Raw genomic sequence first — 14,826 nt, 5'->3', positions numbered from 1 at the left:
CGGCACGGTCACTGTCGGGCATGATCAACGGCGCTGCTCGCATACACCATTCAACCAAACAATACCGTCCAAGCACTTCAGGCGCGCCGCACTAGAGGCACTGCGCCTACTGGCGTTCGGCGGTGTGCTCGATATCGACGTGCTCAGTCGAGCCACGTCGAACGACGCGGTCGCGGCCGCCCACCGGAGCGGACATCTGCGGTCCGGCTCGGACGGGGCCCGACGCGTCGCGCGGCTCAGCCACCCGATCGTCGGCGAGGTATTGCGGGAGCAGACCGGCGCTCTTGCCGCACGGATCCTGCGTGGCACGCTCGCGCGTGCCCTCGCCCAGGGCGGGGCGGCAGGTGACCGACTGCAGTCGGCCGCGTTGGCTCTGGACAGTGACGTAGTGCTCGATCCCGAGCTGTTGGTGGCGGCTGCGGAACAGGCATTGGCTCTCGGTGACCTTCCTCTCGCAGGGCGCTTGGCACAATCGGTCATGTCTCGAGGTGGTGGGCTGAGAGTGGCACTTGCCGCTGCCAGAGCCCAGGCATGGCAGGGCCGTGGAAATGAGGCAGCCGAGCTTCTCGCCGCATTCGATCCTGAGCAGATGTCCGAGGGAGAACTTCTCGCGTGGGGCGTGTGGCGTTCGACGTTCCTGTTCTTCGCCGGAAATCCGGTTGCCGCACGAGTGGAACTGGCACGACTGATGGGACGGCCGCACAGCAACGAACGACAGGACGTGGTCGTCGCGACAGAACTCACCTTCGACTCCTGTTCCAACGACGTACCCCGCTCGATCGAACTCACACGGCGACTGACCGGAGCCGAAAGATGTGCACCCTCTGCCCTTGCCGTTGCGGCAGCTGCAGGAGGATCGGCCTTGGCGAGAGCCGGACACGCGGACGAGGTCGCCGCACTTGCAGTGCGTGGTCGTAGCGCTGCGGAGGACAGCGACTTCATGATCGGGCACACGCAGATCGGCGTTGCCGAGGTCTTGGCGGCGGTGCTGTCCGGCAACCTTGCCGGCATCGAGGGAGTGCTCGAACGATACGCACCACCAGGACATTTCGGCAGATCAGGGTGGAGTGTGTATCAGTACATGCGAGGTCAGGGCTATTTCGCGGAGGGACGATTGTGGGAAGCCGCGGATCAGTATCGGCGGGGCCTCGCCGCAGCCAGAGCCGGTGGCCCACAGGTGTGGATTCTGCTGTGCTCGCTGGGCCTGTGTCAGGCGCTTGGGGCGCAAGGGAAGACGGAGCAGGCGGCAGAGGCGCTCGAGGTGGCGCAGCATGCATTCGGCGAGCAATTGGCATCCTTCGAGCCCGACCTCGTGTTGGCGAGGGCCTGGGTCGTGGCGGCGCGCGGAGAGCACCGTGAGTCGGTGAGCTTGGCACGCAAGGCTGCCGGGCTTGCCCGGTCCGGATCCATGTTCGGGATCGAGGTCCTAGCGCTCCACACCGCGGTGCGTTTCGGTGATCGTTCGGCGACCGGGCGCCTTCGTCGACTGGGCGGACAGGTCGATGGAATCTACGGACGCACCGCCGCACAGCATGCGCTGTGTTTGCAAGCCGGCGATGGGCAGGGACTGGACAACGCTGCCCGGGAGTTCGAGACGATGGGTGCCGTACTGGTCGCGGCCGACGTATCAGCCCAGGCCGCGTCCGCACACAGGGTCGGCGGTGACCGCTACCGGGAGAGGCTGTCGGCATCGGCGGCGCAGCGTCTCGCCGCACGGTGCCAAGGAGCAAGCACCCCGGCCCTGAAGACTCTCGGAAGCCGGGCGTACCTGACCGCCAGGGAACAAGTGGTCGCCTCGCTCATTGTGGCGGGCATGTCCAACCGGGAGATCGCCGAACGTTTGACGCTGTCGGTCCGCACGGTCGAAGGACACATCTATCGGATGTTTGCAAAGCTCGACGTGGACAACCGGAAAGAATTGGTGGACAAGTTGTGTCGAGTGGCATGACCATCTTCACGGAAGGGTTTCCGTGCGCATCGTTTCAGCCATCCCCTTGCGGTCGGCGACCTCCAGCTTCATGAACATGTGATAGATGTGTCCTTCGACGGTCCGCGACGAGACCGTCAAGCGTTCGGCGATCCCGTGGTTGGTCAACCCGTCCGCGACCAACAAGCCGATTTCCCGCTCGCGCTGCGTCAGTGGGAGCGGAGCCGCCCCGGCGCGGATTGCCGGGGTGTGTGCGCCGCAGGTGCGCGCGAGCGTGTATGCGCGAGCGGACGTGCGGAGTTGCTCGCGGCGATTACCCGCGCGCCGATATGCTGCCGCGGCCTGAGCGTAGGCATCCGCGGCCAGCAATTTTGCTCCGCCGATGTCGAACTGAGCAGCGGCCGAGCGCAGCCCATCGACATCTGACGCGGCGGCCGCGGCAGCGTGTGCGGCCATTGGAGCAATCAACAGGCCATCGACGAGACCGATGAGAGCCGCCAGCTTGGGCGCCGCCGCCTCATCACCGAACCTGACGGCGGTGTGCCATGCTTCAGCGGCTACAGCCAACAACCCTGACTCCTCGGCGGTGACCGCAGCCCTACGGGCCAGACTGATCGCGAGTCCCACGTCGCACGCCGCGGCAGCGGCCCATGCTTTGGCGATGCCGAGTTCGGGGGTATACAACTTTCTGTGCTGGCCGCGCGAGGCCTCCGCGCGTTCGATTGCCTTGTTCGCGTCGACAGGACGTCCGGACATCGCCAGAGTCTGAGCCAGGAAGAGACTGGTGAGCACCCGCCATTCGGGATTCGATTGTCCTAGTGCCGCAGCAGCTTCCTCCAACCTTGCCCTCGCTGCACGAAGCAGTCCTCTGGCAAGTTCGAGTCTGCCGAACAGTGCGGTGATGCCGAACGCTGCCGGATCGTGGGTTCCCGCCAGTTCGAGATACCGCCGAACAGATTGCTCGGCACTGTCGAAGTTGCCCGTGTAGATGAGCGCCATGATCTCGCCGTGCCCGATCGCAAATCGGAGAACCGCCGTGTCGGATTGCACGTAGGCGGCCGTCGATCGTGCCCAGGGGCGCACTTCATCACCCCGCCCCATCAACGCCAGCGCTACACACCCCGTGCTCGCCGCCCACATCCGTGCGGCGGGAGGAGCATTCTTGGACAGACGGATTCGGACTGCAGATTCGGCTGCGGAGCCCGCCCGCCCGATCGACAGCTCGATTGCGGCCCGAACTCCGTCAAGACACTCGCGGCCGGAGCCGGCGCCAATACGGGCACGCGCGGCGTTGAGGGCGGCGCAAGCACGATCTGGCGAGTCAAGGTTCCAGAACAGATTGCCCGCCCGCAGGATTGCCAACCGGGTGAGTTTTGCCGAGGTGCTGCAGGTGGTATCGGCCGTCGTCAGCAAGAGTTCAGCATCGGCACCCCGGCTCGTCCAGGCGAGCGCCCCCGCGCGGATGAGAGTGGCCCGGAATCCGCCGCCTTCGGCGGTGGCAGCGCGGGCAAGGGCTTCGGCTCGGTCGTAAGAGCCCAGGGCAATCGCATCCGCAGCGGCGGATGCGAGTAGGCCGCTGCTCGCGTAGTCAGTGCCGAGCGTAAGTTCCGCGGCCCGAATTCGATTCGCCTGTCCGCTCGCGTCGTTCGTGAGAAGCGGAACCAGTTCTTCGCGGGCCTGCCGTGCGTCGTCGGCGGAGAGACTGCTGCGGACCGCTGTTCCGAAGAATGGGTGGACCAGTCGCGCCACCAGGGTCGAATCTTCCTTCGTAAAGCGAATCAGTCCGGAGGTTTCAGCGTCGAGAAGTGATTGCGTGCTGACCAGTTCACGGAGGATTGCCAGTTCGAGGGGCTCGCCGAACGCGACAAGAGCGACTATCCGTCGGATAGTGTCCGGCGCGTGGGCGCACTGGCGGCGAAGTCGTAGTGTCAGCTCAGGAGTGACGGCGGGCTCCCCACGCAGCTGCCAGATTCCGCTGGTGCAACGCAGCGTGCCGGACGTAAGTGAGCCTTCGACCAGCTGTCGAAGACAACGGGGATTACCGTGGGACGCCTCCGCGAGCCGGTGCGTCGTGATGCTCTCGACCGGGCCCCCGAGCGTTGCGGCGAGAATCGTTCCTGTTTGGTCGCTGTCGAAGCCATCGATTCTCAGCCGCGAGAATCCGCGATCCTTCCACAGGGCGGCGATCGCGTCGGGGACTGGCGCATCGGACTTGATCGTCACTACCAGAGCGAGGGCCCCGCTGATCGCGAGATGATTGACAAGGATGGCAGACATCGGATCCAGTATGTGTGCGTCGTCTACGAAAAGCGTTCCGCCCCGGAGCTCCTCGGAGAAGCGCCGGTCTGAATCGCAAAGCATCGCAGCGAGATTCCACGACGAGGAACCGTCGACCAACCAGGAGAGGGCCCCGAACGGGATCTGGCGGGCTGTATCGGTACCGGCTATCCATCTGGCGGGGCCGTCAGGCGACGCCGCCACGCTTGCAAGCAGCGTGGTGCGTCCGATCCCCTCGGGGCCTTGGACGAGGATCCCCCGAGGCCCGTTCACACAGTTGACGGCCTCGGAAATTGCTCGAGATTCGGCAGGTCTCTCGATCACTGGCCAGGCCAGATTCACACCGACAAGTCTAATTCGTGGAGAGGAGTCGGTGGAAAACCGTTATCGTTTTCACTGAAGCTTGTCGATCACGACCCGAACATGCCTTGCGAGTCGCTGCTGAACTGGGTGCGCATGTCGTTGATGGGGTCGCGTGGGGAGTACAACTGAAGGGTCGCGCTCTTGTTGCTGGAACCCGCAGGGCACTCGGCGAAGACTGGGTGAGTCCCCGTGCCCAATGCTGCAACCTGCACGTTGTTCAACGTAAATGTAAAAGCCGAAGAGGCTCCTGTTCCCATAGTCATTGGACCCACGTGGACGTCGCACCCAGTTGGATTGGGGGTCGCAGTCGGGTCCAGGCTCACCGCCCAGGTGTTGGGGCCGACTGTTTGCACCGAGATTGTCGGTGGTGTTGCTGCCGAGGCGGTCCCCGCTCCCATGCCCACGCCCGCCGCTACCAATGGGGCGATGACGACTGCCGTCATTGCCCATCGAAAAGTGGTCGCTGTCATCGCTGGCTTCCCTTCGGACAGCCGCGACCTACCAGAGCGTGGCCGCGGACCAGAATCTCTCCTGGGCCCGAGTGTCGTCCCTGACGATCTCGATGTCATGAGTAGTCGACTACTCGAATTCGAGGCGCCGAGTCGAGACTCGCACCTGGTTTGACGAAAGGCGGACTACGACGGCCGCCGGATCTATAGATCGTGGGTGCCGAGCCATTCGAGGATCCGTTCGGCGACGTTCTGCCAACCAGGTTCCAGCATCATGTCGTGGGCCATCCCCGGAAACAACTCGGCCTCGAGTCCGTCGGCGCGTGCTGTTGCGCGAACTTCTTCGGGGGTATTTGCTGTGTCGCCCTCTGCGCCGAGTACCAAAACGGGTGTGGAACCAAGTCTCGGTCGGGTTCCATTGGAGAGCATCAGGTCGCGAAGTGCGTGGTCACTCTCATTCACCAACTGTGCGGCATAATGCTCGACTTGTGCCGCTGGCATCTGGGCCGAGAAGAACAGTTCGCGCGCCAACGCTGGGGTTTCGACGAGGTGCAGGGGGTTTCGAGTGAGCATTGCCTCGAGGGTCAGTCGTGGGTGACGTCTCGCGGCCCGCCGCACGGACCCACGCGCGCTGCGCGGGGATGTGGGAGAGATCAGCACTGCAGCCGGTGCATCGTGTGACTCCAAGTATTTCTGCACGATGAAGCCGCCGATGGAATGGCCGATGACCACCGGCTTCGTCGACAGCATGTCGGCGATTGAGACGACGTCGTCTACATAGTCCGCGATCGTCACGTTCCGAATCGGTGTGGATGTCGGACTGTTGCCGTGGCCGCGCAGGCTGACTGCGAGAGCGCGGTATCCCTTGTCCGCGAACCAGTCCAGGAAGTGCTCGTCCCAGCACCACGCACCGTGGTAGCCGCCGTGGATGAAGAGAAGAGGAGTGTCGTGCAAAGCACTGACCTGACCCTTGTCTATGACTTCGAGCACTGGACTTGTCCTCTCCATTTCGACAAGAACTGTCCCACAATTTGAACCCGTTCGGTTCGTCATCCACCGAAGTTCAGTACCCGACCCAACCTGCCCACCCTCAATCTCACTCAGTATCGTCACAGATTGCGGCGCGGACATAGGCACGACCGACGGAGCGTCCCGCAGGAACGGCGAGTTGTCAGCTGTACCGAGGAGCTGCGATTACCGCCTCCCGGTACCGTGCGTCGGGCCGTGGACCCCTTGACTCCGAGTGCTCAGCCTCGTTCTTGTCGAGGTGCACCTGGACGAGAATGGGATCGGGTTGGTCAGCAATGCTGAGCCCGAGGAGTGGCACGGCCCCGACACGTCGTCACCCGGCCGTACCGGATGGAAACGCCACTCCTCCAGTTCCGACACAACCGCCATTTACCGGGCCCGCAACCCAGGCGCCGAACATTGGATCGACGACTTTGCCGTTATGCGTGTTCACGTCCGGGTCGGACACCATACCGATGGTTAATCCCTGAAATACCGCGCAGGTCCAACCCTCCATCGGCAGACCATCAGTCCATAGGACCGGCCCAACAACCGCGGGTCGCGCGTCCGGCTCGAGCGTCGGAGCGGCCGCTGCAACACCTGATCCGAGGGCGATCGCGGGCGCAACCGCGGCACAAGCGACAGCTACCCGTACAACGTTCTTGTTCATGGTCTTTCCTCCATCCGTAGCCGCTTCGGGATCCGAGCGAATCTCCGGCGGTAACGTCAATCCTCCTCGCTGTGGCATGCTGAAACATCACCACTCGGGTAGAAAGTCGCCACACCTGAGCCACCGGTGACGTGTGAGGACACTTGACTGTTCACTGACGTCTGACCTCGCCGAGTCTTACTGTGAGGTGCACCGGAATGGTGAGGGAGATGCTCCCGGTGACAGGGGGAGTCCGCGTAGCCGCTGAGTCGTCGGTTGCTGTGCTTTCAGCGCCTGCCGTGCCGTCCGCCGGCGTTGGTGCCGGTTCCGATGTCCGTTGTGGAGGATCGTCCGGAAGTGCCAGCGCCGTGACGGGCGGCGGGTTCAGGAAATCTCCGATCAGACTCTGCTGCTCGGGGGTCAGGCCTTGTACCTTGCCGACTCGCTCGAGGATGCTGCTGATTCGGGCTCCTTCGTTCGCGACCCACTGAATCGTCGACTCGCCCCGATCTTCACTCCACGGCGTCCCGTCGACGGCGAGAATGCGGCCATCGCCTCCCCGTGCTGGAACCCCCGAATGGTGCAGCCCGACCACTTCCCACTGGTTGTTGTAGAGAGGTGAACCGGACGATCCGGGTGACGTATCCGAACGGTAGTGGAGGAAGTTGTCCAACCTGTCGATGAGCTCGTTCTGCTGCAGGGCGATTTGCTTCGGTCGACCGTCTGGATGCTGGATGACGTTGATCGATTCGCCGAGAATCAGCTTCCCTTGATCGCGGCTGGTGCGGTTGAATCCGAAGCAGGCAAGCGAGACGTGTGGGACACCATGAGTGAGCGGCGATACCGCAACCACGGTGAAATCGAGTTCGGCGTCGGTGATGAAAAGGACGTCGGGCTCGAGGTCGAACACATGCGACGGCATCGGCCGGCCATCGAGTCCATTCTGAAAGTTGAACTCGACTTGCGAGAATCGAGCCGATGCCGAGTCGGGCAGTACGTGGTTGTTGGTGAGGATCAGCCGCGGTGACACCATGAATCCGGTTCCCCGCCCTAGATCCCGGAATTGATCACGGATGTGGATCAGACCGACTGTACGAGCGACCGTGGTACCTAGTTCGAGGAAGGCGACGCCGAGTAGGTTGTTGCCGGCAAGTATTCGTTCCAACAGGTGCTCGCTGCCTTCCACAACGCCAAGGGTTTCGAGGGTCTCCGCGGCGGTGTCCGATCCCAGCGCTTCACGGACGATCGGCTGGTCGAGTACACGCTGAGTGCGCAATGCGAGCCGTTGCGGATCATCGACTCCGAGAATGCTTCCGCGGACCGAATGTGCGTCGGCGAGCTTTGCCTCGATGATCGCACGCTGGGCTGCCCGTTCCGTGAATCGTGCTTCGGTGGCGGCGATTACGCGACGCTGGAGGTCGAGGGTGGGCGCCGCGGGAGCTGGTGGATGTGGGTCCGCGGGCGCTTGGGTTTCTACGGACGAGGCAGCAATTCCATCGAATGTCATGTCAAGCCTTGTCACGTCCGTCGGGTCCGAGACGAGCGTCGACATGAGCTCGAAACCAGGCGTATTGGGGGTGAGACCGTGGAAGCGGATCAACTGTTTGGTGAAGTCCGTGACGACGCTGTAGCGCTGAAGGAGTGGAAGCAGTGAGCGCACCCGTTCGATCTGATCCAACGTCAACTCGGGCTCATGGGCACGCACGTAGAGATCCAGCCGTTCCATGGTGAAACCGAGTCCTTCATTGAACAGCGGCAGTCCGCGGTCGGCTACCTCGAGGAACACCTCGAGTGCCTCGGCGTGCCGGCCCACTCGTGCTAGATATTCGCCCCGGATGACCGCACCGTCAGGCAACCAAGGGATCGCGTTGCATAGCTTCTCGCTCGATGCATCGAGCTGATCGAGACGATTGAAACGCAGCAGGGCGTAAGAACCGACTGCGGCGGCGATCGGGTCTTGAAAGGTGCCACCGATCAAGTGATCTGTTCCGACGCCGTTTGCGTCTGGCTCCATCCCCATGGAGGCTTCGGAGGCGAAGCCCGAAGCGCGGTACCGGGCCATTGCGTTGGCCTCCACATTGGCGAAGTGCACATCGAGCGAGACTGCGTCCATCTCCTGCCCCACCGCAGATCCGGCGGGCACACGGGACAGGGTGACGGTGCATCCGATACTCGGCGAGATCGGCAGTGCGACGACGACCGCAGGGTTCTGAGAATGCAGCACTTGCAGGTACCACAAGCCTTCGGATGAGCCGGGAATCGATAGTTCCCGGACCGATCTGCTGACCGTACGGACCGCGATCCCACCGACATCCTGTGCCACAGCTGCAAGAGATAGTGGGTTTCCGTGGAAGAGCCGAATCTGGACTTCATCCCGCGACTCGGCGAACTCGCTGATCTCGGGACGGTTCGCGGATTCGAACACCGAGGTATGGGACGGCGCGGCGAGGACTCGGCGCTCGAGGGGTGGCGCCGTTGCTGTCGGACTCGTCTTCGGTTGGTGACCGAGGTAGTCACCGAGGAGGGAGTCGAGAGCGGCGCCCTCCTCATCGATACCAGTGGCATCGACCTCGGCGCCCACTCCGAGCGCTTCCATCATCGGAGCCGCGTCGGACCTCCATTCTTGGCGCGGAACCGGCTCAGTGCGCGGAAGAATCGTCGCTGCCGGGTTACCGAAGAACTGTTGCACCTCGTTGTTGTGCGACGTCGAGGCTTGCGGCGCTCCCGGTTCGAGCACGACCGCGATGGGTGAGGTCGACCGGAGTGGAATCGATACCTCCTGTGTGATGGTGGGCCCGCCCGGTAGTTGCGCAGTTACCACATAGGAGCGTCCGTGTTCGAGTCCTTCCACCGTTTGTCCGCTGCGCGTATGTGCAACGACGGACAAGTCGCTACCGCGTATCTCCACAGGTACCGCAAAGTTGTTCAACTCCGCAGTGCGGAAAGCCGTTTCGATCCGAATGGCGCCGGTGTTGGGGGAGTCCTGTGGTGGTTGACAGGGCGAGCTATCGTCCATCGGACATCCTCGCTTTCCACACTCGGGGCCGGAGTGGTTCGACGAGCTGAAGCTGGGCTTTGCAGTCGTGCAGAGGTGGTCGCGGCTGATCGAGGGCGGCCGAGAACTCGTAGAAGCCCGCCTCGAGACTCACCCTGAATGGATATGGGTCCGCCGGCGTGCGGAAATCGCGAACATACTTCGGGTCGGACTGACCCTCGAGATGCACGCACGTGCTGGCCGCAGCGTTGTCTGGTTCGATGCCCAGCTGGAACGACACCAGCGGGCGTTCCTTCAGGTAGCACAGCACCGCATCCTCGGTGAAGCCGTCGGCGAGCCCGATTTGGTCGCCGCCATAGTCGGCGTTCACCTCATCCAAGCGGCGCGGGAGTCCGAGATTGAGAGAGAACGACGAAACGTGCCAGTCGGTGGCGCTCCTGCCGTCGGTGGATTGGTCGGGTGCGTTTGCAGCTTCACCAGCGAGACATCGCAACAAAGCCATGCTGAACAATGACTGCTTGTCGGTGAGTGCGCGTGCCGCCCCGGCCGGGATCGCGGCATAGAACACCGGCGCGCGGCGGTCATCGCGCATGTCCGCGGCTTCCACATCCCATACGGCGCCCGAGCGAAGCTCCTCGTAAGACAGCAGCCGGGACGGGGCACTGCGGCAGGCGTCGATGAAATAGAACTGGGTTCGGGCGATTTCGGGCCTGACTCCCGAAGGATCACCCAGGCCTTTGCTGTTCGCATACGGAGCCATTCCATTTCGCAATGAACTCACGTCGACGGAGTGCCTGCTCAATGTGCCACCGGCGCCGAAAGTATCGAGGAGCAGGAGTTGGTCGCTGCGCGTGCGCTGAATGCCGTGCCCGGAGAAATAGAAGAAGGTGGCGCCGTCGCGATTCGCTGTGGCGCTTCTTCGCCACGCCTCGGTCGCAGCACTCAGATTGTTCTGATCGCATGTGGGCACCTTCAGCTGCGCGATCGGCGGCAGGCCGATCGTGCCCTGGGCCGAGTGCAAAGCCGTTACGCCGATCTCCTTGGTGGTCGGCGACAGCAGCAGCCGTACCGACCCGAGAGGGAAATGCAGCCGCTGTTCGTCCGCCGTTTTCATCAGCCAATCGAGGATGAGATAGGCGGTGAGGCTGGTGCAGGAGAGCCGTCGCATTCCCAGACCGGCGGAGGTAGCGGCTTCACCGGGCCCTGGCAGGTGTGAATACTCGCTGACTCCGGCAATGAGTGCATGGAGCGCGGGTTTGCCTGCCAGGGCGCGGTCCTCGAAGACAAGCGATGGATCTGCGGCCGGCCGGTCGGATGGCTCCAGTAGGTTCATGGCTGCGCTCGGACCTCTCGCGCCAGAAGTTCGTAGAACGTCGGCCGGGTGTAGTAGGCGCCGTGTGCATCGAGGGCGGAGACACCCGACTTGAATCGCAGATCCTTGATCCGCACAGTGGGATCTTGATCGGTCAAGACCGGTTCGATCAGGAAGCTGAGGATGTCGGCCGGATCATAGACGTTGAGCCAGGTCCGCACGCGCCCATCGAGCGCGGCGACCTTCGGTGGCATTGGCGGCGCGGGCGAATTCGTGATCGTGCTGCCCTTGAAGAGCTTCATCTCCTCGAACTGACCGACCTGTCCGCCAGCCGACACCCACAGGTCCACCTTCAGCGACGGGTCGTAGCTGGTGACGAGGTCGTAGAAGATATTGCCGCCCATCGAATGGGTGAGGACGACGAGCGGTTCGTCGGGGCGCGACCGGGGTACGTCGGCGATCGCCCGAGCAATCCGGTCGATAATCGGGCCGGGTGAATCCGGCTCACCGCGGTGCAACAGATATTCGAAGACGTCGCCCATGAACAACGTGAGATGCCTGTGCAGGCCGTCCCGGTACCGGTCGAGGGCCGCGATGGATGCTGCTCTGGCCGGTGCGTTCTTTGCTCGGTGGATTACTTCTCCGACCCGATTCTCGAGCTCGTCGAGCCAGGCCGGTCCGAGGGTTTCCAGTGTGCTGGCCTCCGCATCCCCTGGCCCGGGAGGTTGGGCGCGCCGGGCGATTGCGTCCCCGATCAGCGTGAGGGCTGCGTCGTCGGACACGCAGTCGCGAACCGCGGCGGTCAAATCGGCATCCGCGGCGGCCAGTGAACCAGCCAGGAGGACATGGCCATCAACGTGTCCTACTGCGCTTCCCGGGGTTATCTGCCGATCGGCCGGGAGATCATCGGCGCGCATGACCGACCCTTCGGAGTGGATGACCGGAGCGAGAAGCGCCTCCACGGTCCGGTGCGGATTCTTGATCCACGCGTTGCGCAGCGGCGTCTCGCCGCCCAGGCCTTCGAGGGTGGGCGCGTCCATTCCCATTTCCGCCAGCATCTCGGCGATCTCGAGATCAGCGGCGGTGGCGCCATCGCCGCCCGCTCCCATGTCCTCGAGCAGGCTGACCGGCGGCACAGTGGCCTGCGCCCAATAGTGACGCACCCCGAGATCGCCCCAATAGGGGCTCGTCACGTGCATTCCCGACCAGCGCGGATCGGACTCGGCCATTCGATCGATGAGCAACCGCCGGATCAATTCTTCACGAACGGCAACACCACGCTCGTACTCCTCTCCCGACCGCGTGGCGACACCATGGATGAAGACGACGGGCATGACGGTTCCTCCGGACGATTCGCACCGAACATCCGCTGTATCCAGCGAACTCCTGTTCGGATGCGCTGTCATGCGTAGTCGACTACTCGATTCCGGTGATCGGATTCGAAGTGCGCTACTTCGTCGTTCAAGTCAGCACACTCTCCGCGAACCGGGCGACCGCGAGGACCAGGTCGTCGGCGTAGCGCGGGCCGACGATCTGAAGACCGACGGGCAACCCTGCTTCGGTCGTTCCCACCGGGATGCTGATGGCGGGTTGCTGGGTCATATTGAACGGGTAGGTGAACGGCGTCCATTGCGGCCAACTGGTGAAGTCGCTGCCCGGCGGAAGGTCGTACCCGGCGTCGAAGGCGGGTATCGGCATGGTCGGGGTGATCAGTACCTTGTGCTCGAGATGGAAGGTGCCCATGTCGATCCCGATCTGGGCCGCCACCGCGCGAGCGTCGAGGAAGTCGACCGCCGAGTGGGTTTCACCACGATCCCAGACCTTGCCGAGTTCGGGATCGACCTTGTTGCGGGTGCCCTCCGGGTAGTGGTCCAGCATCGTCGCAGCACCCGCCGCCCACAGCAGTTCGAAGGCGTCCAACGGGTCCGTGAATCCGGGATCTGTCTCCGTGACATGCAGGCCTCCGGATTCCAGCGCGCGTACGGCACTGTCCACGATGCGGCGCACCTCCGGATCCACGTCGACGTAGCCGAGGGTGGGGGAGTAGGCGACGCGTAGCCCCGTCATGCTCTTCCCGATCTCGCCGCGAAATGTGTTGTGGGGTGGTTCAAGCGCGGTGGGGTCGCGGGGATCCGGCACCGAGAGAACATCCATCAGCACCGCGGCATCCTCGACTGTTCTTGTCAGCGGACCGGCGTGAGCCATGGGGCCGAACGGGCTGGCCGGATACATCGGGATCCGTCCGTGCGTCGGCTTGAAACCCACGATGCCGCAGAACGACGCAGGGATTCGCACACTGCCACCGCCGTCGGTACCGACCGACAACGGCCCGAATCCGGCGGCCACCGCCGCAGCGCTCCCGCCCGACGAGCCACCCGGCGTCTTCGTCGTGTCCACGGGGTTGCGCGTGATTCCGCACAGGGGGCTGTCCGTCACTGCCTTCCAGGCGATCTCGGGCGTGGTTGTCTTGCCGACGAAGACCATGCCGTCCGCACGCAACAGTGCAGCAACGGGGCTGTCGACCTCCCACGGCTGGTTCGGATCGACGGCGGCAGAACCGCGAAGGGTCGGCCACCCGTCGGTCAGGAAGATGTCCTTGATCGAGATGGGGACGCCGTCGAGAAGACCCTGCGGGGAGCCCATCCGCCAACGCTCCTGGGAGCTGTGCGCTTGTTCGAGGGCGCGTTCCTCGTCCACCAGGCAGAAGGCGTTGATGTCCCGATCTCCAGTGCCGATCGAGTCGAGCACCGAACGTGTGGCGTCAACCGGAGACAATTCGCCCGACGAGTACGCGGCCACCAGTTCGGCAGCGGTCATTTCGGTGGGATTCACGACCACACTCCTCACTCAACTGGGTACGTATCCGAGTGTCTTGTCGACAACGTTCTCGAGCGGAGCACCGTCGATCCACCGCGCGAAATTGTCGGTGAACACCCTGACCAGAGCATCACGCCAACCGACGAAATCCCCCGAATTATGTGGCGTGACGGACACATTGGGTATCGCCCACAGGGGGTGCCCAGGCGGGAGGGGTTCGGTTTCGAGCACGTCGAGGGCGGCGCCGGCGATAACCCCGTCTGCAAGCGCAGCGACAAGGTCGTCGGTGTTCACCAGTTCGCCTCTGCCGACGTTGATGAAGCGTGCACCCGGCTTCATCGCGGCGAACGTGTCGCGGTGGAAGAGGTGGCGCGTCTGCTCGGTAAGTGGAGCGACCGCGACCACGTAATCGGCCTCGGCCAACTGAGCAGGAAGCTCTTCAGTGGTGGTGACGGTTCCGAAGTCGGCGTCATCCGATCGCGCTCGCCGTCCCGATCCGCGCACCTCCATGCCCGCTGCCCGCAGGAGGCGCGCAATCGAACGCCCGATGGGACCGGTGCCCACGATCAGGGCCACGCGGCCGGCGATGCGCTCGGACTCACGGTGCTTCCACGTCTCGGCCTGCTGGAGCCGTAGCGAGCCGGGGAAGTCCTTTGCGAACGAGAGGATCTGCCCGAGTACGTATTCGGCGATGGCACCGTCGAACACGCCACGGGAATTGGTGACGGTGACATTGCTCGCGCGCAGCTCGGGGAACATGACCGGGTCGACGCCCGCGGCGGCGATATGGAGCCAGTCGAGGGTGTTCGCAGCGTGCCACGCCTCGGGTACGGCATCGCTGAGGAAGTCGTACAGGAACAGAGCCTGCGCCCCGTCCAATGCCTCTGCCAGTCCGTCCCGCGTGGTGTAGCGAATGTCCGCGCGCTCCGCGACCGGGGTCATGAGCTCCTGGCTCGGCCGGGGGTCAGTGCCGGAGGAGCTGTCGGCATGCAGCACCGCGAGGATCGGAGTCGGCGTCACGTTGACACC

The 14,826-nt window shown here is 63.8% G+C and carries 9 protein-coding genes; 1 reads left to right on the top strand and 8 read right to left on the bottom strand.

What is annotated here, in order from left to right:
- A partial coding sequence (locus ACFWO3_RS08180; protein WP_378575893.1) for a LuxR C-terminal-related transcriptional regulator occupies positions 1–1,948 on the top strand: 1,948 nt, incomplete at its 5' end.
- A gap of 6 nt (positions 1,949–1,954) precedes the next feature.
- Here ACFWO3_RS08180 and ACFWO3_RS08175 read toward each other — a convergent pair.
- From ACFWO3_RS08175 to ACFWO3_RS08140, 8 genes are all read right to left on the bottom strand, one after another.
- Positions 1,955–4,204, bottom strand: a complete 2,250-nt coding sequence (locus tag ACFWO3_RS08175) for a LuxR C-terminal-related transcriptional regulator (protein WP_378575891.1) — start codon at positions 4,202–4,204, stop codon at positions 1,955–1,957.
- A 410-nt stretch (positions 4,205–4,614) separates the two neighbouring features.
- Positions 4,615–4,779, bottom strand: coding sequence for a hypothetical protein (locus tag ACFWO3_RS08170; protein WP_378575889.1), 165 nt, complete (start codon positions 4,777–4,779; stop codon positions 4,615–4,617).
- 441 nt (positions 4,780–5,220) lie between these two features.
- Positions 5,221–6,006 carry an alpha/beta hydrolase gene (locus ACFWO3_RS08165; protein ID WP_378575887.1) on the bottom strand — a complete coding sequence of 262 codons (786 nt, stop codon included), beginning with the start codon at positions 6,004–6,006 and terminating at the stop codon, positions 5,221–5,223.
- Between the two features lie 839 nt (positions 6,007–6,845).
- Positions 6,846–9,689: a trypsin-like serine peptidase gene (locus ACFWO3_RS08160; protein WP_378575885.1), complete on the bottom strand. Its 2,844-nt coding sequence runs from the start codon at positions 9,687–9,689 to the stop codon at positions 6,846–6,848.
- Positions 9,679–11,001 carry a caspase family protein gene (locus ACFWO3_RS08155; RefSeq protein ID WP_378575883.1) on the bottom strand — a complete coding sequence of 441 codons (1,323 nt, stop codon included), beginning with the start codon at positions 10,999–11,001 and terminating at the stop codon, positions 9,679–9,681. Before ACFWO3_RS08155 ends, ACFWO3_RS08160 begins: the two co-directional genes overlap by 11 nt.
- Entirely contained in the window at positions 10,998–12,314 is a 1,317-nt protein-coding gene (locus tag ACFWO3_RS08150; protein ID WP_378575881.1) for a hypothetical protein, read from the bottom strand. The genes ACFWO3_RS08155 and ACFWO3_RS08150 overlap by 4 nt, the downstream gene beginning before the upstream one ends.
- Positions 12,315–12,441: 127 nt before the next feature.
- Positions 12,442–13,812, bottom strand: a complete 1,371-nt coding sequence (locus ACFWO3_RS08145) for an amidase (protein WP_378575879.1) — start codon at positions 13,810–13,812, stop codon at positions 12,442–12,444.
- 15 nt (positions 13,813–13,827) lie between these two features.
- Positions 13,828–14,817, bottom strand: coding sequence for a D-2-hydroxyacid dehydrogenase (locus ACFWO3_RS08140; RefSeq protein WP_378575877.1), 990 nt, complete (start codon positions 14,815–14,817; stop codon positions 13,828–13,830).
- Positions 14,818–14,826: the final 9 nt, after the last annotated feature.

It is taken from the genome of Rhodococcus sp. NPDC058521 (assembly GCF_042719695.1).
Lineage (GTDB): Bacteria > Actinomycetota > Actinomycetes > Mycobacteriales > Mycobacteriaceae > Rhodococcus_F.
Note: the sequence above shows the minus strand (reverse complement) of the source record. Positions and strands in the feature narration are given on the sequence as shown.